Source organism: Sporosarcina sp. YIM B06819 (assembly GCF_033485175.1).
In the GTDB taxonomy this organism is placed as follows: Bacteria; Bacillota; Bacilli; order Bacillales_A; family Planococcaceae; genus Sporosarcina.
Genome location: NZ_JAWLIQ010000009.1, coordinates 104010 through 126819 on the forward strand (window position 1 = coordinate 104010; position 22810 = coordinate 126819).

At 39.2% G+C, this 22810-nt stretch carries 17 protein-coding genes; 4 read left to right on the top strand and 13 right to left on the bottom strand.

Going from position 1 to position 22810, the window contains the following annotated elements; genetic code table 11:
• Positions 1–85 precede the first annotated feature (85 nt).
• The 3 genes from hutI to R2B72_RS07570 all read right to left on the bottom strand — a co-directional run bounded on the left by hutI (position 86) and on the right by R2B72_RS07570 (position 4722).
• Positions 86–1357: an imidazolonepropionase gene (gene hutI / locus R2B72_RS07560; RefSeq protein ID WP_318615837.1), complete on the bottom strand. Its 1272-nt coding sequence runs from the start codon at positions 1355–1357 to the stop codon at positions 86–88.
• The gene (gene hutU, locus R2B72_RS07565; RefSeq protein ID WP_318615838.1) at positions 1354–3033 is read right to left on the bottom strand and encodes a urocanate hydratase; all 1680 of its coding nucleotides are present in this window, start codon (positions 3031–3033) and stop codon (positions 1354–1356) included. Before hutU ends, hutI begins: the two co-directional genes overlap by 4 nt.
• Before the next feature lie 213 nt (positions 3034–3246).
• Positions 3247–4722: a helix-turn-helix domain-containing protein gene (locus tag R2B72_RS07570; RefSeq protein ID WP_318615839.1), complete on the bottom strand. Its 1476-nt coding sequence runs from the start codon at positions 4720–4722 to the stop codon at positions 3247–3249.
• Positions 4723–4945: 223 nt separating this feature from the next.
• On the opposite strand from R2B72_RS07570, the gene R2B72_RS07575 reads away from it, so the two are divergent.
• Positions 4946–5311: an SLAP domain-containing protein gene (locus R2B72_RS07575; RefSeq protein ID WP_318615840.1), complete on the top strand. Its 366-nt coding sequence runs from the start codon at positions 4946–4948 to the stop codon at positions 5309–5311.
• A gap of 677 nt (positions 5312–5988) precedes the next feature.
• Here R2B72_RS07575 and R2B72_RS07580 read toward each other — a convergent pair.
• Positions 5989–6441 carry an SRPBCC family protein gene (locus R2B72_RS07580; RefSeq protein ID WP_318615841.1) on the bottom strand — a complete coding sequence of 151 codons (453 nt, stop codon included), beginning with the start codon at positions 6439–6441 and terminating at the stop codon, positions 5989–5991.
• 299 nt (positions 6442–6740) lie between these two features.
• Positions 6741–10514: a polysaccharide lyase family 8 super-sandwich domain-containing protein gene (locus R2B72_RS07585; RefSeq protein WP_318615842.1), complete on the bottom strand. Its 3774-nt coding sequence runs from the start codon at positions 10512–10514 to the stop codon at positions 6741–6743.
• A gap of 728 nt (positions 10515–11242) precedes the next feature.
• On the opposite strand from R2B72_RS07585, the gene R2B72_RS07590 reads away from it, so the two are divergent.
• Together R2B72_RS07590 and R2B72_RS07595 are read left to right on the top strand one after the other, a co-directional pair.
• Positions 11243–11683, top strand: coding sequence for a cell wall hydrolase (locus R2B72_RS07590; RefSeq protein WP_318615843.1), 441 nt, complete (start codon positions 11243–11245; stop codon positions 11681–11683).
• Positions 11684–11708: 25 nt separating this feature from the next.
• Positions 11709–11855: a hypothetical protein gene (locus tag R2B72_RS07595; RefSeq protein WP_318615844.1), complete on the top strand. Its 147-nt coding sequence runs from the start codon at positions 11709–11711 to the stop codon at positions 11853–11855.
• Positions 11856–12745: 890 nt separating this feature from the next.
• Here the strand turns inward: R2B72_RS07595 and R2B72_RS07600 are convergent.
• From R2B72_RS07600 to R2B72_RS07610, 3 genes are all read right to left on the bottom strand, one after another.
• Positions 12746–13831: an anti-sigma factor domain-containing protein gene (locus R2B72_RS07600; protein ID WP_318615845.1), complete on the bottom strand. Its 1086-nt coding sequence runs from the start codon at positions 13829–13831 to the stop codon at positions 12746–12748.
• On the bottom strand, positions 13831–14586 hold the full coding sequence (sigI, locus tag R2B72_RS07605) for an RNA polymerase sigma-I factor (protein ID WP_318615846.1): 756 nt from the start codon (positions 14584–14586) through the stop codon (positions 13831–13833). Before sigI ends, R2B72_RS07600 begins: the two co-directional genes overlap by 1 nt.
• A gap of 86 nt (positions 14587–14672) precedes the next feature.
• Positions 14673–15284 carry a hypothetical protein gene (locus R2B72_RS07610; RefSeq protein ID WP_318615847.1) on the bottom strand — a complete coding sequence of 204 codons (612 nt, stop codon included), beginning with the start codon at positions 15282–15284 and terminating at the stop codon, positions 14673–14675.
• A 486-nt stretch (positions 15285–15770) separates the two neighbouring features.
• On the opposite strand from R2B72_RS07610, the gene R2B72_RS07615 reads away from it, so the two are divergent.
• Entirely contained in the window at positions 15771–17042 is a 1272-nt protein-coding gene (locus R2B72_RS07615) for a Rid family detoxifying hydrolase (RefSeq protein WP_318615848.1), read from the top strand.
• A 192-nt stretch (positions 17043–17234) separates the two neighbouring features.
• On the opposite strand, the gene R2B72_RS07620 is transcribed toward R2B72_RS07615, so the two are convergent.
• From R2B72_RS07620 to R2B72_RS07640, 5 genes are all read right to left on the bottom strand, one after another.
• Positions 17235–18089, bottom strand: coding sequence for a MurR/RpiR family transcriptional regulator (locus tag R2B72_RS07620; RefSeq protein ID WP_318615849.1), 855 nt, complete (start codon positions 18087–18089; stop codon positions 17235–17237).
• Between the two features lie 63 nt (positions 18090–18152).
• On the bottom strand, positions 18153–18842 hold the full coding sequence (locus tag R2B72_RS07625) for an N-acetylmannosamine-6-phosphate 2-epimerase (protein WP_318615850.1): 690 nt from the start codon (positions 18840–18842) through the stop codon (positions 18153–18155).
• 47 nt (positions 18843–18889) lie between these two features.
• Entirely contained in the window at positions 18890–19471 is a 582-nt protein-coding gene (locus R2B72_RS07630; protein WP_318615851.1) for a YesL family protein, read from the bottom strand.
• A 178-nt stretch (positions 19472–19649) separates the two neighbouring features.
• Positions 19650–20990, bottom strand: coding sequence for a sialidase family protein (locus tag R2B72_RS07635; RefSeq protein WP_318615852.1), 1341 nt, complete (start codon positions 20988–20990; stop codon positions 19650–19652).
• Positions 20991–21094: 104 nt separating this feature from the next.
• Positions 21095–22789 (bottom strand): ABC transporter substrate-binding protein, encoded by a 1695-nt coding sequence (locus tag R2B72_RS07640; RefSeq protein WP_318615853.1) that lies wholly within the window; start codon positions 22787–22789, stop codon positions 21095–21097.
• Positions 22790–22810 lie beyond the last annotated feature (21 nt).

A 22810-nucleotide genomic window follows, 5' to 3' on the forward strand; every position in this document is an offset into this window, starting at 1 on the left:
ATACGCTTTCAAAATAGAGCCCTATTGATTTATACAAACAGGGCTTCATTTTTCCACCATTCCTTTAGTAAACAATCATGTCATATTAACACGTTGCTTCGCCAACAACCTGCACACCTTTTTTCCATACAGACTTTACATGATTCACACCGAAAACATATTGGAGTTCTTGATAATTTTTTACGTCCCATAAAACGACATCACCTTGTTTACCAATTTCCAACGAACCAACCTTCTCCTCGCTTTTAATTGCGCAGGCTGCATTATATGTCGCGGCCGTCAAAGCCTCGGCCGGTGTTAAGCGCATCGAAATACAAGCTAAGTTCATAACGAGTGGCATCGAAGTCGTTGGTGATGATCCTGGATTGCAGTCTGTTGAGATGGCCACAGGCACACCTTCGTCAATCATACGTCTTCCCGCAGCCGCTTCTTCTCGTAAATAGAGTGCTGTGGCTGGCAGAAGGCAAGCAATTGTACCCGCTTTAGCCATTGCCTGAATTCCTTCTTCCGATGCTTTTAATAAATGTTCAGCTGAAATGGCACCTACTTTAGCTGCAAGTTCTGCACCGCCATAAGACTCAATCTCATCTGCATGGATTTTCGGAATCAGTCCAACGCGTTTCCCAGCCTCCAACATTCTTTCGGATTGCTCAGGTGTGAAAACACCTTTTTCACAAAATACATCATTAAATATTGCTAGCTTCTCTTCCATCACTACCGGCAATACTTCGTCAATTAAATAATCAATGAACGCATCTTCTTGCCCTTTATACTCCAGAGGAACGGCATGTGCCCCCATGAATGTTGGAACAACATCAATCGGGTGTGTTTCTTGAAGCTTTTTCATCACACGGAGTTGTTTTAGTTCGGTTTCCAGATTCATCCCGTAACCACTTTTCCCCTCCACTGTCGTGACTCCATGCGCAAGAAACGAGTCCAGCCGACGAGTTGCTTGTTCAATTAACTCCGCCTCCGATGCAGCTCTTGTCATACGTGTCGTTGCATGAATGCCGCCTCCCGCATTCATGATGTCCATATAGGTCGCACCTTCCAAACGCATTTCAAATTCACGCTCACGGCTTCCGCCATATACGACATGTGTATGGGGATCCACTAAACCTGGAGTCACAAGATGCCCCGATGCATCCACAATGTCTGCTTCTTCTGTTCTTTCGCCATATGTTATTTCAAGCTCTTTTGTTGTTCCTACAGCTTGTATGATACCGTTTTCAATCCATAGACTACCGTCTTCTATTATACCGAGTTCCGACATGTCTGTTTTTGCCCTTGGGCCTTGCTTCCCAGATGCCAATGTTGCCAGCTGGGAAGCATGTTTAATCCAAATTATTTTTTTCATTCAGATTCATTTCCTTTTTTCAACATCGGAATATTAACGCCTTTTTCCAATGCTGTTTTTTCTGCTATTTCATAACCTGCATCGACGTGACGCGCTACCCCCATACCAGGATCCGTAGTTAACACGCGCTCAATGCGGGCACCCGCTTCCTTTGTTCCATCTGCAACAATTACAATTCCTGAGTGCATGGAATAACCCATTCCGACTCCTCCGCCATGGTGGAGTGATACCCACGTTGCTCCACCGACTGCATTGATCATTGCATTTAGAATAGGCCAATCCGCAACAACATCAGATCCGTCCTTCATCGCTTCTGTTTCACGATTCGGTGAAGCAACAGAACCTGAATCTAGGTGGTCACGCCCGATAACGATTGGCGCGCTTAACTCACCACTCGCTACCATATCATTAATGATTTTTCCAAAGCGTGCGCGTTCACCGTAACCAAACCAGCAAATACGAGCAGGAAGACCTTGGAATTCAATTTTTTCCTGTGCCATACGAATCCAGTTACATAGGTGTTCATTGTAGCTAAATTCACGTAAAATTACTTCATCCAATTTATAAATATCTTCTGGATCCCCCGACAATGCTACCCAACGGAATGGTCCTTTTCCTTCGCAAAATTGTGGACGGATATAAGCAGGAACAAATCCTGGGAAATCGAATGCATTCTCAACGCCTTCGTCTTTTGCAACTTGGCGAATGTTGTTCCCATAATCAAAGGTAATTGCACCTTTATCCATCATGTCAAGCATCGCCCGCACATGTTTAGCCATAGATGCTTTGGATTGTTTCACATATTCTTCTGGATCATTTGTACGAAGTACCGCAGCTTCTTCCAGGGACATTTTAGATGGAATATAACCATTTAACGGATCATGCGCAGACGTTTGGTCTGTCAGTACATCTGGAATGAAGTTGCGTGCAATCATCTCTGGTAAAATATCAGAAGCATTTCCTAGCAATCCGATTGATAATGCTTTGCCTTCTTTTTTCGCTTCTTCCGCTAGACGGATTGCTTCGTCTAATGAATGCGTTTTCAAATCTGTGTAGCGTGTTTCGATACGGCGATCAATGCGCGTCTCATCCACTTCAATCCCGATACAAACGCCGCCAGCCATTGTGACTGCAAGTGGCTGTGCTCCACCCATACCGCCGAGCCCCGCTGTTACCGTAATTGTTCCTTGCAAGTTGCTATTGAAATGCTTTTTCCCAAGCTCTACAAATGTTTCATACGTTCCTTGCACAATTCCTTGTGTCCCGATATAAATCCAACTTCCAGCAGTCATTTGTCCATACATCATTAACCCTTTTTTATCGAGTTCATGGAATGTTTCCCAATTTGCATAGGCAGGAACAATATTTGAATTGGCAATGAGGACACGTGGTGCATCCGCATGTGATTTAAAAATAGCTACTGGCTTGCCCGATTGAACGAGCAATGTTTCATCATTTTCAAGTTCTTTCAGCGACTTAACAATCGCATCGAAACTTGCCCAATTCCGAGCTGCTTTTCCAATCCCGCCATAGACCACAAGATCTTCCGGATGCTCGGCCACTTCTGGATCCAAGTTGTTCATTAACATACGAAGTGCAGCTTCTTGAAGCCATCCTTTCGTATTCAACTTAGAGCCTCTATAACGTATCACTTTTTCTTCAGCAATTTTCGCCATAATTCAACAACCTCCCTTTTTCTATATCTTCATTATACATAGAGGATTCTAATTTTATTTTTATTAATTGTTGTTATTTTTATAATCTATATTTGGAAATCGCTATTTTTCATCCTAACTTTTATAATTTGTTTCACTATTCCTATTTTATCATGCTTAACACACCTGTAATTTTTCGAAAATAAAAAAGAACCTTACACATGTAAAGTTCCCTCAACTATTGGAATGATAGGAGGAAGGGGTTCTTCCTTCCAGTTGTTTAAATTTCATCGAGAAATAACTTTGGTTGGAGTAGCCCGTTAACCCGGAAATCTCCTCCAATGACAAATCAGTCTCCTTCAATAACCGTTTAGCTTCCCGAATCCTAACTTGGTGTAATACATCCCTAAATAATTGTCCCGACTCGGCGGAAAATCGTCGGCTCAGTGTACTTTTATTTAGCCGGAGTGCATCCGCACAAGCAGTTAAATTCCATTGTGCATTCCAATAATTCGACTCAATCAAAGTCTGTACTCTTTCAACAAGTGAACGTTCTTCCGCTTGCAAATGTGCATCCCCATCTCCATATAGAAGAAGTTCGGTGATAAACGCCAGCAACTCTTGAACAATTTCGTGTATGACTGGTTTCCTAATAATCTGTTGAAAAACCGCATGATAGGAATCTTCCCACTCTAGCGTTTGTATGTTATAAGATTTCATATATCGACGCACTTGAGCAAGGACACTTGTCAAACGTATCCGGACCATTTCGGGGTCAGGATAAGGTTCTTCATACGTGAAAAATTGTTGTTCCACCCAATTTCGAATCTCTTTCGCATCTCTTTTCTCAAGCATTTCAATCCATTGCCTTTGCTCTAAAGGTGTCAAAAAAGGATCCAAGGCCGACCTATTTCTATGTTCACTTTTCGACAAAATAATATCATAACCTTCAAAAAAGATTTTTTCTTTTAGTTGCTTTGTTTGTGCGTACATTTCTTTCAACGTATGAAAAGAAGTCGAATCATTGATCACAATGGCAAGCGATTCTCCCGTATCTTCTTTCCACCAAGCAAGAAATGCATGATACTCTTCTTGAAACAATTCGGTTTCTTGCGTATGCTGAACACATAAAACACAATCCGATAACGCAAATAATTGTTGTTCCGTTGTAAATGGGAACTGGTGCAACCCTTCATATAACCGTGGTAATGTGTCTGTATCCGGCGTCAAAATCGCTATCATCGTAATCGATTGGCTAGTCATCCTTTCCGTCAGAAAAAGGTCTGAGTAGTCAATCCTCATTGTTTGATCATCATGATGTGAGTCTTTTAAATGCCGGTGTCGTTCACTTCTTATTTGGTAGCGGATTTGTTGAATATGCTTAATTAAGTCAACTGGCGAAAAAGGACGAAACAAGACATCTTCTGCTCGATATCGAAGTCCACGGTAAGCTGTTTGAAAAATGCGCTCTGATGAAATGCCCAACCAACGGACATTGCTTTTTTTAAGCAGTTCCCCAAATCTTTCATCTTGTTGCATCCATGCGTCCATATCTACTAGAAGTAAATCCGGGACCTCTTCTTTACCGACTGTTATGAACTCCTCGATGGAATCCCATTTGGATAAATCAATTCCAGTCATCTGGGATTCAACAAGCCAACGAATTCCCTCCGCCTCCAAGTTATCCTTAGCCAACAAATGAATCCTCAACACTAGACCCCCTCGTTACCAATACACTCTCCATCCAGATCATACTTCCATGCCTCCCCAAGCTTTATTCATAGTTTAACATGAATCCAGTCTGCTACTATAAATAGATGGGAAGAGTAACTGGAGGTAATGGGATGAAGTATGTAGCGTCTGGAGACAGCGTTCATCACATTGCCAGTGATGGTTTTGGAGCAAAAACGAATTGAACGGGAGTGCTACGACGATGCAAAATCTCTATTTTGAACCTGCCTGGGATAAAACAATTGCCCCTGCGGATCGAGAAAAAATTATTCATCATTTCCACCAACAAACAAAACAGCTACAAAGCGGCGTTCATATGTCATTTTTGCGGAACGCTCGCAATCATAAAGGCGAGCTGCTAATTACCGTACTCATTCACAATTTCGAGGAAATTAATTTCCGCTTAGACAATACAGTCATTTCCTATAATGAACAAGGCAAACAACCGGCCAATGCTACGTTTAGCTTACGTTGTGAAATTGCTGGCAATACTTCCATGCCATGGACGTTTATTTTTTCAGATGCGAATGAAACAACTGCAAAACCTCAGTATACGATTTGGAATTAATGCAAAAAATAAGCACATTACTTCCGCTATTTCACCGGATTGTAGTGAGATAGCTGGAGTAACGTGCATGGTTGTAAAACGTTTTATATTCTACTCTTTTTTTAAGACATGTTAAAAGAAAAAGTATGAGTAGGCATTGTTTGTTGCGAAAAGAATGGGTGCTATTGTCTTTTAAGCAAGTCTTCCCATTGCTCAGGAATACCAAGTTCCTTAAAATCGATATACTCTGAGTACTCCTCTGACAAGACTTGCAAAGAGGTGATAAAGCTTGTACGATTGTCTTTGTGTAAGAGTTTGTACAAAATAAAAACAGCTGCAAACTTTACTTCCCCTTTATATATAAAAAATGACCCACCTTGGTCCGCATTGTAAAGAGGCGTGGTGGGTTCTGTTAATCCTAGTATATCAGTAAACGGTTATCTTGTACAGGGGTATTTATCCAACTTTAAATTTAGGAATGGAAATGTGGAGCAACATGGGTTGCTTCTATATACCTGCGACATGAAATAATCCGTTAATGAACAGTGAAAGCTATTCATTAACGTGTATAACAGTTAATTTAATACTGCATTTTTGTCGCGCCAAACAGTTGTCCACGATGACTTCGAAAATCAGCATAATGTTTGCATAATCACGATTGCACGAGTGTATTGTCACCCCATTAAACAAAACCTTCTTTACCGAACCGGCACCTTTTCCTGTTTAACTTGGCGTGCAATTTTCTCCGTCAAGCGTGTTGTCACTTTCGGCAACACCATTTTAATAACAGGCGTCAACACAGCGCCCGTTAAGCCGCCTGCATTAACTTCAATTGTCCCTGTCATCGTTGTTTCCCCTGCTGTTTCTTCAGCAGTAAACTTGCCACTACCTGTAAAGTTGTCCGTTAGCCCTTTTAACTCAAACCGAATGATCGATGGCTCATGAAATTCAGTGATGTTTAACTCCATTTTCACAGTCTTTGTAAACCCTTTAAAATTCCCTTCGAATGTCCAAACCGACTTTTGTTCATCAATTTGTTCATGCTCTTTATAGGCAGGAACCATTACCGCCCAGTTTTCAACTTGACTAACGTATTCCCATACGTTCTCTACAGATGTTGGAATGATTACAGAATGCGATGCAATTGCCATACGTTTCACTACTTCCTTCTTATGTATTTATAATGTGATTCTACCTTTAACATTTTAGCATTTTAATTGTATGGAATCACATTTAAGACCTTTTCGAAAGAATTTATAATAAGTCGCAGGCATTCAAACATTTAAAGAACCTGTGGTACCTGAAATAAGTTTTGATCATACCGACTATTGAAAAGGGGGCGGCCCTCATAAATCAGATTTCTTCTGACTTATGGGCCCGCCCCTTATTTTTAAACTAATAGTCATTTCCACTTCTTAATGCTATCTAATCTCCTCAATTCGCTTACCTTTTACTTGATTTTCAAACTTCCCTGGAAAGCTTGATCTTCAATTTCTATGACAGGTTCACCCTCTTGCGTTTTACCTTTCCAGATGAGGATAGATAGCCGTGCGGATGATTTAGAGATGTTGTTCATGGTCAAGCGAACGCTGTACACATTACCGTCTTTATCGAGCGCTTTTGCTTCGATTTCAGCATGGTTTTCAGCTACATTCAGCACCACCGCTTCCTTCAATTCCAAACGCAGTCCCTGAGGAGTAACATGAATGCTGGCATTCCCAACTAAGTCGTTAGCCTCTCCCGTTGTCCATTTGCTTTGAATATGCAGTTTCTTTCCAGCCCCAAGGCTCTTTGGAAGATCTACATGACCGTTCGCTTGGACAGTAACGCCTGGCTTAGTTGGATCAGTCAATTGTAGTTTAGCTGTAAATGTTTTACCTCGCGCTTGATTAACGTCTATTTCCAATATTGTAGACTGATTTAATTGTTCTATTTTGATATTTTCATCGGCTTTCAATACATGAAACGTTTTTCCTTCAATTTCAACTTTAATAATGCCCTCGTTTTTCATCGTTGGGTCTGATACAGCAATCTCAAGCACTCCGTCTTTCTCCTGCATCGTAACCGAAGCTTTTTGATATGCCGTTAGCGGTCCGACAGTTTGCTCCTGATCATTCCAGAAATTAGCCCCAATGATATTTTCCTTCACGTTGTGAACAGCTTGAACAGCCGAATCATTACGTAAAACTTTAATATCGGGATTATTCGCGTACGCTTTAGTTTGTTCCTGGCTTCTACCTGGAAGCAGGACGTATGAATACGTGTCATTTTCAGGTTTTATTCCATGGTCAAACCACATAGTTGCGTAGGATCTCTTTATTAGGTCTGCCGGTTCACCATAATTAATATCCTTCCAAGAACCAGTACGTTCTTCTACTTTAACCGTCAGTGTTTTTCCTTCTGGGAAATAATAGCCTATATCGGCACCTTGAACATTCCCTTCAAGAAAAGCCCACTGGGCATTAAACGAATGATTCTGCGGACTACCTAAATCAGGAGTTTCGCCATCAATAATGAGTTTGTTGGATCCATCATTGCGGATCTTTCGATTTTCCACAATCGTTTCTACATTCCGATTTTCACTACTGCTAATCCCAGAGCCCAGTGCAACAATTTCATTATCAAACATAAACCACGACTTTTTGGCAATTAGCGAACTGTTCCAGGCTTTATATGACATACCAGTTGTTCCAAAGCGATTATTCAGTGTGGAACCACCCACCCATGACTCTGGTGAAGTATGCTCTCCACTTCCATCCGCTCTTTTCATCGTATCTACTGTTGTTCCTGGCATCCTGTAAGGGTCTACAGTCGGCCAAAAATGATCACTGTATTGACCTAAATCTGCATTGTACAAATACGTCATGCCTTCGCCTGTATACCAACCTTTGCGGTTTTCATTGTTCATATCTTCATAGTTTTGAATTCGGTTAGAATACATACTGATTCCATATGCATAGCCTTGCTTTCTATGGACAACGCGGTCCATCGCCGCAAAATTTTTATGGAAATCAAGGTCTCCCCGTGGTGTTACTTCTTGATTATCCAATAACTGTTTAGCCAGGACCATATCACGGAAGTTTCCTGTATTTTCAAAGTAATTAAAGAAGGTATCTTCTTGCAGCCAGTATTTAGCCATTTTCTGATACTTTTCCGCATATGGTTCCGGTGCAAATTGTGCCATGCGATTCACACTTTTGATGATTGTATGACCTGCAGTATGATCCTGAAGGAAACTACGAGAAATCGCCCTTCCTCTCACCATATCCATTAAAGCCCCTTTATACATAAATGGCTCATAGGCATTTTCAATCCACTCATATACATTATTTACTTTAGGATCAGTCACATCCCAAGTGGAATCGTTTAATAGTTCTAGTAACTCAGTCAATCCTTCGATTAGTACAATCCCGTAAGATCCGTTGTAGGCAATATTTCCATGCTGCACGAAGGAGCCATCTTGATAAAAACCGTCTCCTTCCGTGACATTTTCAAAGGTTTGACTGAGCGCATCACGTGCAGCTGCAATTTTAGCTGCATCCTTCACAACGACCCCGCGCACTCCTACCACCTTACTAACATCAATACGGTTCGCCCCTAAAGCTTCTCGGTACTTTTCTGGGGTAGTTGCTCCAGATTTCGTTGGATCAGGCTGAAAATGATCCACAACTTTCAAATAGCGATGTACTGTTTCCTTATCCATATAGTCATATAATAACACCATAAGATTGTTCAATTCATTAGGCACACCAATTTCCCAGTGCCACCAATTGCTGTACTGTACAATATTTTCGTTATATTGGTTTTCATATAACCACTCAAGCCCAGCTAAAATATCCTGTAGCAATTGTGGATTCCTATAAAGGGATGAATGTTCATTTGCAAAAGCCTGTGACATTGTGTTTAGATTGCGGTAGTTTTGTCTGATGTCCGCAGAATCATCTTTGCTGGCAGAGTCAGCCCAGAGGAATGTACGGTCCTCATTCTTGACCATACCTCTCCAAATCCTTTCTGCTGCTTGTGTTTTATTCTCGATTACTTGATTCATGCGCTCATTGGACTTATCAAAGTATTCCAGACCTGTAATCTGGTTTTCCCATTTTTTACGGAGCTGATCATATTCGTCCAGTTTTGCAGTTTTAACAGTAATCTGACTTTCACTTTTCAGCATTCCATCTTTTGTCTCAACTGTAATGACGGTTGTTCCCGCAGACTTTGCTTCTATAATGCCTTTTTGAACGGAAGCTACTGCCTCATTGGAAGAACGCCAAATCAAATTTTCGGCATCCGCGTTTTTAGGAGCAATAGTTGTCTTGAGCAAACGAAGTTGACCAGTTTCTAGTTCGAGTTCTTTAGGATTCAAATCCAGCCATTCAATAGCTGGCCCCTCTACATCATCATTCTTAATAACTTTTACGAGAATACTAGCGGATAGTCCATTATCTGTAGAAGCCGTGATGACAGCTTCACCTGTAGAATTTCCCGTCACAGTGCCGTTTTCCACAGTGGCGACTGTTTCATTCGAAGAAAACCATGAGATTTTTGAACTAGCATCAATGGGATCCATGTTCACATTCAATACTGCTGTTTCTTGTTCTTTAAGAATCATGTCACTTTGTCCAATAGAAATCGATTGTGCGGGGTTAATTAATTCCAATGAAACATCGTCAAACATGACTGTACCTGTCCCTGTTTCAAAGAAAAGCTGCACCCGAATACTATCTGCATGAACAGGAACTTTCACATCCATTTTGATTTGCGACCAATCATGAGTGCCTGTCAGCCGATTGGAATATAGCAGGTCAAGTTGCTGATTCCCCTCATACAATACAACCCTCATTCGTGCACCTTGGCCACTAACGATGTTTTCCGTCTTTATCCTAGTGCTTAGCTGATACGTCTTTCCACCTTTCACAGGCACATCCTGCGAAACTGCCGCCCTACCATTTTCCGCAGCAGAAATTTTCAATCCGTAATTTCCTGTATAACTTGCATCTTCTGATATGGATACAACCGGATTTCCCGTTGGTTTCCAGACACTCCAGTTCACAGCTCCTAATTGATGCCAGCCTTCTTTCGCAATTTCAGTCTCTTCAAATCCAGTATTGAGTAATTGCTTCACTTCATTAGCCTGAACAACCGGCATATTTACCGTCATGGCAAGCAATAATGAAAGAATGATAAAAATAGATAGTCCCTTTTTCCCCAACTGCTTCACATTCATTCGTTTCTCTCCCTTATTCCTTGATTTCAATGTAGTGCTTAGAGCTTCAAGAAGTAAACTTGGATGATTGACACGATGGTGGTTGGAACGGCGGTAGCTATTGCTAGGTTGTAGGGATAAATAGTATCTGCACTTTCTTTTTTGTGCAGCCCTAAGAATCTCCCTAATCCTACCAAACTAAAAAAAGTTCACGATTCACAGGCAATTGACGTCACTATCCTCCCTTTTAAAAAAGTTTCATTCCATTATAATTGTAAGCGGTTTCATCCTTTTGATTAAGTTGAAAAGATTATACCCCATAGAACAAATTACTCGAATTTTTATTTATACTATTTAGCCTAATGTGAACGACTTGTATTAGGCTGAATAGTATAGGGTGGCGGGAAATTAACAGTACCAAAGTTTCCATTTTAAAGTATATGTGGTGTATACTTTGATGTCTGCCTCATGTGTAAGTGGGGTTAAAAGCTTTTATAAGTAAGAGGGGTATAAAATGTGCCCCTATCTTTTTTTTGTATTCTTGGTGGAGTATTATTAGGTGCCTGCGCAAGGTGTATTTTTGTTTGCGAAGTGTGGAAATAAATCCGCGGATTTGGGCAAATTGTTTAGCTCCTTCATTTGTACGGAAGTGGCCAGATATTCACCAATTAATTCTAGGCACTGGCACATGTTTTAAAATATGACATCAATTACTGCTTTTTTTCATACTATATTTTTGAGGTGAAAAAATGGCAAGAGTTAAATATCGAGATGCAGATATTGATTTAATGGCAAGGATGATGAGAGCAGAAGCAGAAGGTGAAGGTAATCAAGGGATGTTATATGTCGGCAACGTAATTGTTAATCGTGCCGTAGCAGATTGTTTAGATTTTAAAGATGTAAGAACAATTGAAGATGTCATTTTCCAGGTACAAGGAGGTAATTATTCTTTCGAAGCTGTTCAAAAAGGGAATTTATTTTATCAAAGAGCGAGATCTTCTGAAAAAAGGTTAGCAAAACAGAATTTAGATCATTGGAGACAACATCCAGCAAAATTCTCCCTTTGGTACTTTAATCCATTTGGACCCTGTCCTCCAACGTGGTACGGTCAACCATTTACTGGTCAATTTAAAAATCATTGTTTTTATGAACCAGTAGCTGGGACATGTGAAAGTGTTTATAACGGTTAGATTCAAAACAGTTGGGAGTCAGGCATTGCTACAATTAGGCCAACAGGATGTAGGTCATGCATCGGGGAAGGGGAAGGATAAAATTCTATCCTTCCTTGTTGCCAATCGAACTGCGAAGGGTTCATTTTGCCGTATTTCTGTGTTCTATGCAGAAATTAAGGCACCTTTTTGACGTGGCGTACTTAGAATGCCTTCCCTAACGGACGAGAATGGTTTCAGTGACCTGGCAACCGCGATTGTTGGAACACAGAGATACGCCTACTATTCTAAGAAAGACACGGCGGGAATGCACAATATATCAGCACCTTGGAAAAAGAACTCACGTTGCCTGGCATTGCCTCATAAAGGTATAAAAAAGAGATATTGGCCAAGAGTTCATCTCCCGTTCAATATCCCTATTCTTCAGAACCATTCATACGACTAATTTTGTCTACCGTTTAAATATGGAGACAAGCAGTAGAGGATATTTAAAGAATTTATCATTAAATTTTCCATGATGTTATTTAATACTCCAACTTAATACTACCTCTCCCCAGGTAGTTTCCCTCTCTTAACTTGCCTTCACTTTCAAAATCTGATAACCATTTCTTGCATGAGCCACTCGTATTGTTCAAGATACATAGCATAGTCCTTATTCCCATCAAGAACTCTCGAAGTACCCAACGCATCGAAGATGTGCCCAAAAGATTCTGAATTGACTATTTATTGTTTTTCACGTGCCTTATGTAAATCATGATTATAATTGATGTACAAATCATCGAGGACGATGCTAATTACATAATCTTAACTTTAATAATGAACTTTTTTTCAAAACTAGTTCGTTCAAATACATGTTTTCCTGTTCAGTCAATATACTTTTCGCTTGTAATTCCTCAATTTTTTGTTCATACAACTCTTAAAGTTCTTTATATGCCTCGAAATCCTTTTGTGGAACTGCCTTTTGATCAAATAATTTACGCTCGTATTCAGATGAAGCCTGCACATAGCCCTCCTTTTTCCCTTCATTAAGCCAGAGGAAAAGGTTATCCCTTGGCATTGCGATTAGAAAAATCAACAATAAGGCTATTTCCCATCGTTCCCGCCTATTGGACGATCTTGTTTCCCATGACTATTGCTGGTCCCCGGCTGCTTCTGCTTATTTGGATTTTCCTTAGGTTGTTTTGAAACTGGTTTTTGATTTCCATTATTAGAGTTACTATTTTTTAGTGCAGGGTTAGCTGATTTTCCCTTCTCTACCGGGGAATACTTAAGCTTTTCTTCCTGCACCTTATTCGTTTTTGTCTCAGGTTGCCTCAATTTTGGATCATTAGGTTCATTTGATTTCTTCGATTTTTCATCCCCATTGTTTTTCTGGTTAGACGGCACAGTAGGGACCGATTGCTTATCCGAATTTTTGTGAGCATCTTTTTTAATTTGCTGATTTACTGAATTTGTTTTCTTATGCTGATTGACTTCCGTAGACGGCTTCATTTCATTCATCGGAGTACCTTGTTGACTCACTTTGAATTTGTGAATGGACATTTCACGCTCATTTGCCAGCACTCTTTCCTCCAACGTGCTTTCAGCAATTTCCCAGTTCAATTCTTTATGTGCACTTCGTACTTCCTGGACCGCGCTCCCAACAATTCCTTGTACCTTTTGTTGGCCTTTGGCATTTGGAAAAATTGTTGTAATAATTACTTGCACGCCATTGGTCCCTGCCGATAATTCCTTCACGGCAGTGTCCAACACTATACGGATAGGATCCCCCTTCCACTCAACAAGACTATATCCGGGTTCAGCAAGCTTTTCATTCAGATATCGAAAGGAAATAACCTTTCCCTTCTGATCGACACCCAACTCCAATGCCCAGTCAGTTTCTAATTGAACATACGCCATCACTTTATCATTCATGGGAATTAATGATGCTACGATGGAAAAGAGAAGCACTGCAGCAATCATGGCTGCAGCAATCATGGCTGCTCCAACGAATCGCGGCTTCACTTTTCTACTAAAAAGAGAAGGCGTAGAAACAAGATGAAAATCGACTTCATCTCCAATATCCGGTGTTTCACCAATTGGAATGCCTCGTAGAAAATCACCTTTATCCGTCAGGAACACAGTATATTTATTTTTCTTTTCGCAAACAACGCCTCTGTATGTCCGCATCATATAAGTTCCCCTTTTATATATTCCTGTATGTACACAAAGTGACTATTCAGTAGTAGCGTCACTGAGATTATATATTTTCTATGTCGTTCTATCGTTTTTCTTGAAACCTCGACAGTCGATTCAAGTTCTTTCATTGGCAATTTTTTATTCACCATAAGATAAGAATAAAAATCAGGTGTTTCAGCGATGATTTGTGCAATCTGAAGGGCTGTCTTCCTTGAATCTGTATGTTTCGGAGATGACCTGGATAGCTCGTGGAAAGATAAACCAAAGTCCTTTAGAAGTTTGGTATATTCCATAATCTCTTCACGACGTTCCACTGCTTGTTGTTCACTCGAATAGGATAAAATCGACGCTTGATCCAATACGTAACGTTGAGCATCAGAGGCTGCAGTTTCATCTTCACCTTTTAATAAATGAATAACGTCATTTCTAGTTGCTTCTTTACGAAAATGATCAATCAATCTTCTCTTGATAATCAAATGTGAAAATGTCGTCAACGATGAATTATCTTCGGGATTGAATTGTAAGATTGCTTCATGAAAGCCGCTCATTGCTATACTAAATTCGTCATCATGCTCATCTACAAATCTTTTGCATACGAAAGAAGCTGTTTTTATTATGAACGGAGTATATGCGATAAGAAGGTCGTCCATAACCTCCTTATCGCCTCTCTTTGCCTTCAATACAAGCTCATTCAATGCTGTATCAGACTTCTTATTGAATATTCCTTGCATGATAGACAAAAGCATACATACCCCTCCGTTCCCATTAAATCCAGTTGCTCTTGATTTTAATGGGTGCAACGGAAAATGAAAAGAAGTTTACTAGAAATTAATCAGTTTTTCTTTTCTTTTCCCACTTGTTTTTGTTGTTCTTTATCCGCTTTACGTTCTGCTTTTAAAGCTTCACGTTCTACTTTTTGAGTTGCTTTCAATTCTTTTCTTTGTTCTTTGTGCAGTGCATTTAATTTTGCTTGAGGAGCTTTTTTCTGTTGCACTTTAGCAGACTTGTCTTGCTTTAACGGCCCTTTTTGCTTAACTGGTTCTTCTTTTACCACTGGTTGCTTTGGAGTTTCAGTTTCTGGTTGCTTAGTAGTTTGAGTTTCTAACTGCTTTTTCTCCCATTTTTCAATGGAACGCTCCATATTACGTTTAATAGATGCCTTTGCGGTTGGATTTTGAACCTTTTCATAGGCTTTTCCAAGCGCATCAAGATTGCCAGCACTATATCCTTTTGGAATTTCTGGAAGCACACTTTCCTTTTTAGGTAATACAACAGTTTTCGTTGAATCTTCCACTACATCAGCAGTAGAATTTTTTCCTAGTTGCCTAAGATCAAGTGATTCAGAAGCTTTTTCATCCGCCCACGCATAGCTTGTTCCTGTTACTGTTACTGTTAATCCTGCAATTAGCAATGCTGCTCCAGTTCGTTTCCACTTTTTATACATGATATATCACCTCAACATTTTTTTGTCCTTTTATGGACATACCAGTTATTCGTATGGGATTCACTTTTTGAGGGGGTCGACGAAAAAAAAGATTCTTCTTGAATCAACAATTCCATCACATTCTTTTAAAACTCTCTATTTTCGCTCTTTCTACTTATCCAATTCCTCAATTTCAGGTACCTGTGCTTGGAACTAATTATTTAATTCACTACAATCGCATGACAATAGTATGAAAATTAGGTGAATTATCGTATGTCTGCTTTTTCCGCATGTTCATTCAGGTGTGTGAATTGTTTGACTTTGCGAGACGCACAGGTATCCTAAAATTAGCAAAATTCACTCTGAAGTGTTTGAAGGAATGTGTTTAGATATTCGGTAACCAGTCAAGAATGAATGAGGAATGATAATTATTAATTCGGTATCTCAATATGAACCGTATTATGAACATAATCAATTAAAATATTTATTTAAAAGGGGAATCCTATCATGAGCGGTAATAACGCAGTATTAGCAAGAAATACGGAGAATGCTCCAAGCAGTATCGGTCCATATTCACAAACTGTAGCTTTCTCTCATTACAATAATATTTCAGCTCAATTACCTATCGATCCTAAAACTGGTAAATTGGTTGCTGGTGGTATAAAAGAGCAGGCTGAACAGTGCTTTAAAAATATCAAGGCAATTGTAGACAGCATCGATCATGTGATGAGCGATGTTGTTAGAATCACTGTATTCGTTAAGAATATCAAAGATATTAACGCTGTAGACGAAGTTTATAAAACATTCTTCCCAACCTATGTTCCTACACGGACGATAGTCGCCGTTGCGGCTTTACCTATGGATGCTTTGGTGCAAATTGAAGCACTTGTTTCACACGGCGAAGGTACAATTCCAAACGCGCCGCAAGCAGGTGATCTCATAAAGCTTACAAATAACACGGCAAATGCACCAACATGTCGTCTATCTACACAAACTGTGTCTTTCTCCCATTACAATAATCTTTCAGCTCAATTACCTATCGATCCGAAAACGGGTAGATTGGTTACTGGCTGTGTAAAAATGCAGGCTGGACAGTGCTTAAAAAATATCAAGGCCATTTTAGAAAGTATCGACGTTCCTTTTGACGATATTGTTAAAATTAATGTCTTCCTTAAAAACCTCTCGGATATGGAAGCCGTAAATGAAGTTTATACAACATTTTTCCCAGACTCGGCTATCGCCAGGACCGCAGCCTATTTCCCTGCACGGACAACAGTTGCAGCTTCAGCTTTACCTATGGATGCTTTGGTACAAATTGAAGCAGTGGTGTCACACGGAGATGGTACACCCCCACAAGCTGTTGAAGCCCGGCATGGAATCGTTATATGGGCAAACAACACTGAAAATGCACCAAAGGATTCACTATCTACACAAACTGTAGCGTTTTCTCATTACAATCACCTTTCAGCTCAATTACCTTTGGATCCAAAAACTGGTGAAATGGTAGCTGGTGGTGTAAAAGAGCAGGCTGGACAGTGCTTAAAAAATATCAAGGCCATTGTAGAAAGTATCAACCACGTTATGGACGATGTGGTTAAAGTGAATATCTTCCTTAAAAATATTACAGATATTGATGCTGTAGACGAAGTTTACACAACATTCTTCCCAGGCGGTGTTCCTGCACGAAGAACAGTTGGCGTATCCGCTTTACCAAATGATGCTTTAATCCAAATCGATGTAGTTGTAGCAAACGCTGAAGGAACACCTTCAAAAGCATAATTTCAGTTAGCTGTGCGCGGAACTAATTAGTTCATTCACTGCAATTGAATAATAATAAGATAAAAATCAGACAAATTGGCGAGTGTCTGATTTTTTTGCTTATTTAGGAGTGTGAATTGTTTGTCTTTTTTTGATACACGGGTACGACAAAATTAACTCAACTTTCCCCCTGCGAAAGTTGAGTTAAAATAATTACATCATCTTTTCAATCACAGCATTTGCTGTGTGCTCTTTATTAATCGTCGATTCTTTACTCGTTCGTTTAAAATATTCTGTATAGAGAAGATCTAATAAATATAGTTGGGATATTTTCGCTGTTAAGCTGCCGCCTTGTAATGGACCTTCATTCGCGCCACAAAGCAGTGTAATATCTGCATAACTTGTCAAAGGTGACTTCGCGAAACGAGTAATAATTATTACTTTTGCTCCTCTTTCCTTCACAATTTTTGCCACTTCAATCGTATCCTTCGTAGAACCTGAATAAGAAATAATGACAGCAACCTCAGATTCTGCCATTAAAGATGCAGACATAATCTGTAAATGAGAGTCAATCGTACATTCTGTTTTATTCATAATTCGCATAAATTTATTTTTCGCTTCCAATGCAGTCATCAAGGAAGAACCGACGCCAAAAAAGTGAATTCTCTCACTTTTAATCATTAGATTTACAGCATCAGACACATCATTATGATTTATTAAACTATGTGTTGCTGTCAGTGCATTCACCGTAGCCGTTAACATTTTCTTAGAAAGTTCATCAATCGTATCCTGCATCGTAACCTTGCTCGATAGCTGTGGAATTTCATCATCTATTGTTGTATTATGGGCTAATGCAATTTTAAATTCTTGATAGCCTCTTAATTTCAACGTTTTACAAAACCTAAAAACACTAGATTCGCCCACACCACACACTTCAGCTAAATCAGTGATTGACATGTAGATGACATCCTTTATATTTTCAAGAATATAATCAGCTACTTTTTTTTCCGCATTGGTAAAACTATTATACCTGGAGTAAATTAATGAAAGGATATCTATTTTGGTCATCAAATGCTCCTCTCAATATTCTCAATGGAAATCAAACTTTTTCTCTATTCGTTTTTCAATAGTTTACTGAATCGCTGCAATAAATCGTTTTGTAATGTCCATAGGTCTTGTAATTGCCGTACCAACAACCGCTGAGTAAACGCCTAACTCATAAACTTGCTTAAGTTCCTCAGGTGTCCAAATCCCACCTTCTGCAATAATTGGAACTGGAAAATCCTTAACTAATTTTTCAATCAAATTTAGATTTGGCAAACTCGTCCCCGCAGTATAATCGGTATACCCATTGAGTGTTGTTCCCAAACAATCAAAACCTAACTCATATGCTTCTTTTGCCTCTTCATACGTGGAACAATCCGCCATAAACAACTGATTTCCATATTTTTTCCTGATACCAGGAAAAACCTCACTGATTGTTTTTCCATCAGGTCGTATCCTCTTCGTTGCATCAAGCGCAATGATTTCTACACCTTCCTCATACAATAAATCTATTTCTTTAGCCGTCGGTGTAATAAATACATCTGAGTTAGGATAAATCTCTTTAATAATTCCGATGATTGGCAAACCTACCTGTTTTTTGATTTCCTTAATATCTTCAACACCATTCGCCCTAATCCCTTTCGCTCCACCCTCCATCGCAGAATAAGCCATTCTACCCATTATAAAAGAGCTGTGAAGCGGTTCTTCAGGAAGTGCCTGACAAGATACAACAAGTCCACCTTTAATCTCTTCAAAAACTGCTTTTGATTTTATCATATAAACACATCTCCGTATTTTATTCTGACTCCCTTAACTATTCACGTTTACACAGCTACTTTTCGTTCTACACTTTTGAAAGCTGAATTCGCAATTAACATTAATATATAGGAAATTAAACTGAACCCGACAAATGGAAGAAGAGCAGGTAGTAACAACATCAGATACCAAAAAACTATGAGCGATAATACCATTAATAATATGTGTAATGGATGGGATAAGGCAATTACTCCAGCATGTCTAATGACTTCAGGAAGACTAATTTCAAAATGAACATACACCGGAATAATAAATAAAGTTGTCATTAAAAATACTAGGCCAAACATAATCGTAATACCTACTAAAACAACAGACATCGAACTGAATAATTTGATGTAATAATATATACTAAAACCTAATAATATCATACCATACCCTAGTAAATTCGATTTAATAAAAACCTCTTTATATGTCTTCACAAAAGTTTTAAACACCGGAAAGTCTTCTTGTTTCATAATCCATTTTCTAATAACCCCAAACATCGTAAACGTGGCAGGGAAAATTCCACCGATTACAAGTCCAATCAAACAAAATAAAATCCATATTATTTGAATATGTAAAAGTTTTGTCAGCCACTCTGCAAACCTCATAAATTTACTATCTGGTTTAAACAATTGTTACACCTCACCTTAATCTTACATATTGATTTTCTTCCGATTTTAGATGATAAAAACTTAGCGCATCAGCTGAAGATATTAGTTATTATTTTCTTACCCTAGCTGATGCACCCATTACCAATACATATATCTAATATTTGAACTGATCATTTTATGACTTAAGCCAATCCAATGTGAACGTCCCAAATTGAATGTCCATGTTATTCCAATTAGAATAGTCATATACGCGTTCATATAGGATACCTATTTCACCATTTTTCAATACTGTTAAACAAGAATATCCATAGTAATCTTCTTCAATGACTTTGCTGTACGGCCAAGTCTTCCCACCATCTTCACTTAGACGAACCGTTCCTTTCACCCTAGTTTTCTCATCAGCTGGATTCGCAAAAAGAACTCGTGTCTTGCCATCTCCTTGATCCGGATACAGAACCACAGTAGATTGACAAATTGGATCCAATAAAGTCATATCAAATGTTACTTCTCCCCAAGTTTCTCCACCATTTGTGCTCTCTGTAACCGCTGTTCTTTGAAGACCAAAATGATTTCTCATATAATAGCGTAGCTCACCTGTTGGCAATTCAATAACTTGTGATTCTGTTAACATATTTTTATTCTCTGAGATTGTCTCCGCAGACAGTGTTTCCCCTTCTACAACTCTTCCTTCATTCGGGGATTCGCCGCGCTGCCAAGTTGCACCAGCATCATCACTGTAAATCAACGTACATGACATATGGCCAGTTTGATTAGAAAAATAAATAGGGAAGATGAGCCTTCCTGCTTTCTCTCCATACTTTAATTGGATTCCACATCCTGGACCAGATCCTATAAAGCGCATCCACTCTTCTTTTACAAACGGATTTAACTCTCTTGGTTCTGACCATGTCAGTCCATCATCTTCACTTTGAATGATTTGTAAAAATGAAGTTCTTGCCTCTAGCAAACTTTCTTGAGGATCAATGCCTTTTTTATAATAAATATTGCCTCGTGGTTCACCAGATTCGAACACATAGCCCTCTTTATCGACAGTATATTTTGCGATATTTCCTTCAACATCTTCCACTTGACCAGTTTCAGACAGCAAATACGTATTTCCCTCATGATCAAAAAGTTTTCTACGTCCATCTTCACTAAAGCCTTTTCCTGCTTCACTTGCCCATAAGCCAATTCCACCTGGCGTATGCATATAGAGCATATAAACCGTACCAGTTATTTTGTCTTCAAGAAGTGCCGAATCAATTGCAGCTGCGCCGTCCAGACCTTCCCCAGCAAATGCAACAAGCCTTTGGATATGACCCCATGTTTGCCCGTTATCTTCACTCCGTCGAATTGCGATTTCAATTTGATTTGGATTATCAGTTTGGTCAACGATTCTTGCGTCGATACCAGCGATGACTGTTCCTTTTCTCGTCGTAATCATAGAAGGAATACGGAATGCTTTCGACCCATCATAATTAGGATAATACAAAGCTTGTGTTTCAATATTTGCCATGAATAAAAACCTCCAGTAGTATTCCCACAAAATTAGTTACACTTTAATAGTAGTTATAAAATATGAGATTGCCGCAGGAGCTTTATACGGCAATCTCCATCAAATTATTCTCCTTTTAATAAATCTTCCACTATAGGTGCCTTATCTAGTTCTTCAATCATTTGCTCTCCACCATTTTTCAAATAATTTTTCACGTATTTATCCCACTCTTTATCAATATCCACTTCACCAACAATTGCTTTCATTCTAAACTCGTCAACGATTGTATTTAATTGTCCACTATAACGATTCTCGAGTTCTTTCAAATCTGTTTCATTTAACATATCCCATTTATATGGACGAATTAACATTTTCTCTTGAATGTCATCACGCGCATAAAATTCATTTTTCAGCTTCAATGTATATTCAGAATTGATCCACTGTACTCTTTCTTTATCATACGTTCGGAAATTGTAAGCCCAAAATCCTGAATTACCTTCTTCTTTTGCAAATTCTGGTCGAACTTTAAGTGCGGATTTATTAGGTTCTCCCTCCCAATCAGAGTGCTCTCCCACTTCTCCGAACAATGTCCATCTAGCATCATTATCATGGTTAATATAGTCGAAGATTTGGAGAATGCGTGCCAGTTCCTCATCCGTTACGTCCTTCGAAACATAGAAAGAATCCGCTAAATTTACAACTGGAAGATACGCTCGAACACCTTGATTTCCATCTGGTCCAATTTCTGGTCCCGTTGCAAGAATTTTAGCCGTAGATTGAGGATTTTCAACGATATTTTGTGGGGCACGACCTTTTGCCCAATCATCCATTGCTAAATAGGAAGGCTGTGCAATATAGTAACCGATATTCCCTTGTTTATATTTTTCCCAACTCGTTTTTTCATCAATGGTAGTAAACTCCGGATCAATTAGCCCCATGTCATACCATTTAGCCATTGTCTTTAAAAACTCTTTATACTTTTGAGATATCTCTGTTTTGACGAGCTCCCCATCTTCCAAAAAGTTATAACCACTCCCTAGACCAAATGCCCCCAAAAGCGACTGTGCCCAGTTTAAGTTATTATTTGCTGGTGAAATCCCGTACGTATCATTCTTACCATTGCCATCTGGATCATCAAAAGTGAAAGCAGTTAAAATCTCTTCTAATTCATCCAATGTATAAGCTGCATCTGTATAAAATATTTTCTCTCGTCCACCGCTCGGCCCTACTTGTGTCATTTCACCCGGCGGTTCAATCCCTAAATTCTCTAACCAGTCTAGACGTAATGTTGGCCCCCAAGGTAAACCATACACATGAGAATATTGTCCAACTAATTGTAAGTATTCATTATCCGTACCCTTTTTTAAATTCAAAATGGGTCCAGGCTGATTTTCCTCTAACATTTTCATATAACGCGGTGCATATTTCTCAAGCATTTCTTTAGGAATTGTTCTTGTCAAACCAGAATCATATAATTGTTGTGACGTTTGTCCACCCGCTGTAAAAGCAAAAGTATCGGGAAGGTCACCAGATGCGACCATCAAGTTAACTTGTTCAGCATTCCAAGTATCAAGCTTTGTATTCTCGATTTTAATATTAAATTGTTCTTCTAAACGTTTCTGAACATAATTGTCATCTTCGACTTTTCCTCTTGTAATGGAACCAGAAAGATTAAGTGTCAACTTCTCAGAAAAGTCTCCTGCTTCAGGCAATTGAGCGACATCAACTTCTGCACCTTCTTTTTTTCCTGCCTCTGAGCTACAACCTGCAACGACCAAAGTTGCTGATAACAAAGCACCCATTACATAGCGTTTCATCATTAATCATCCTCTTCTTTTTTA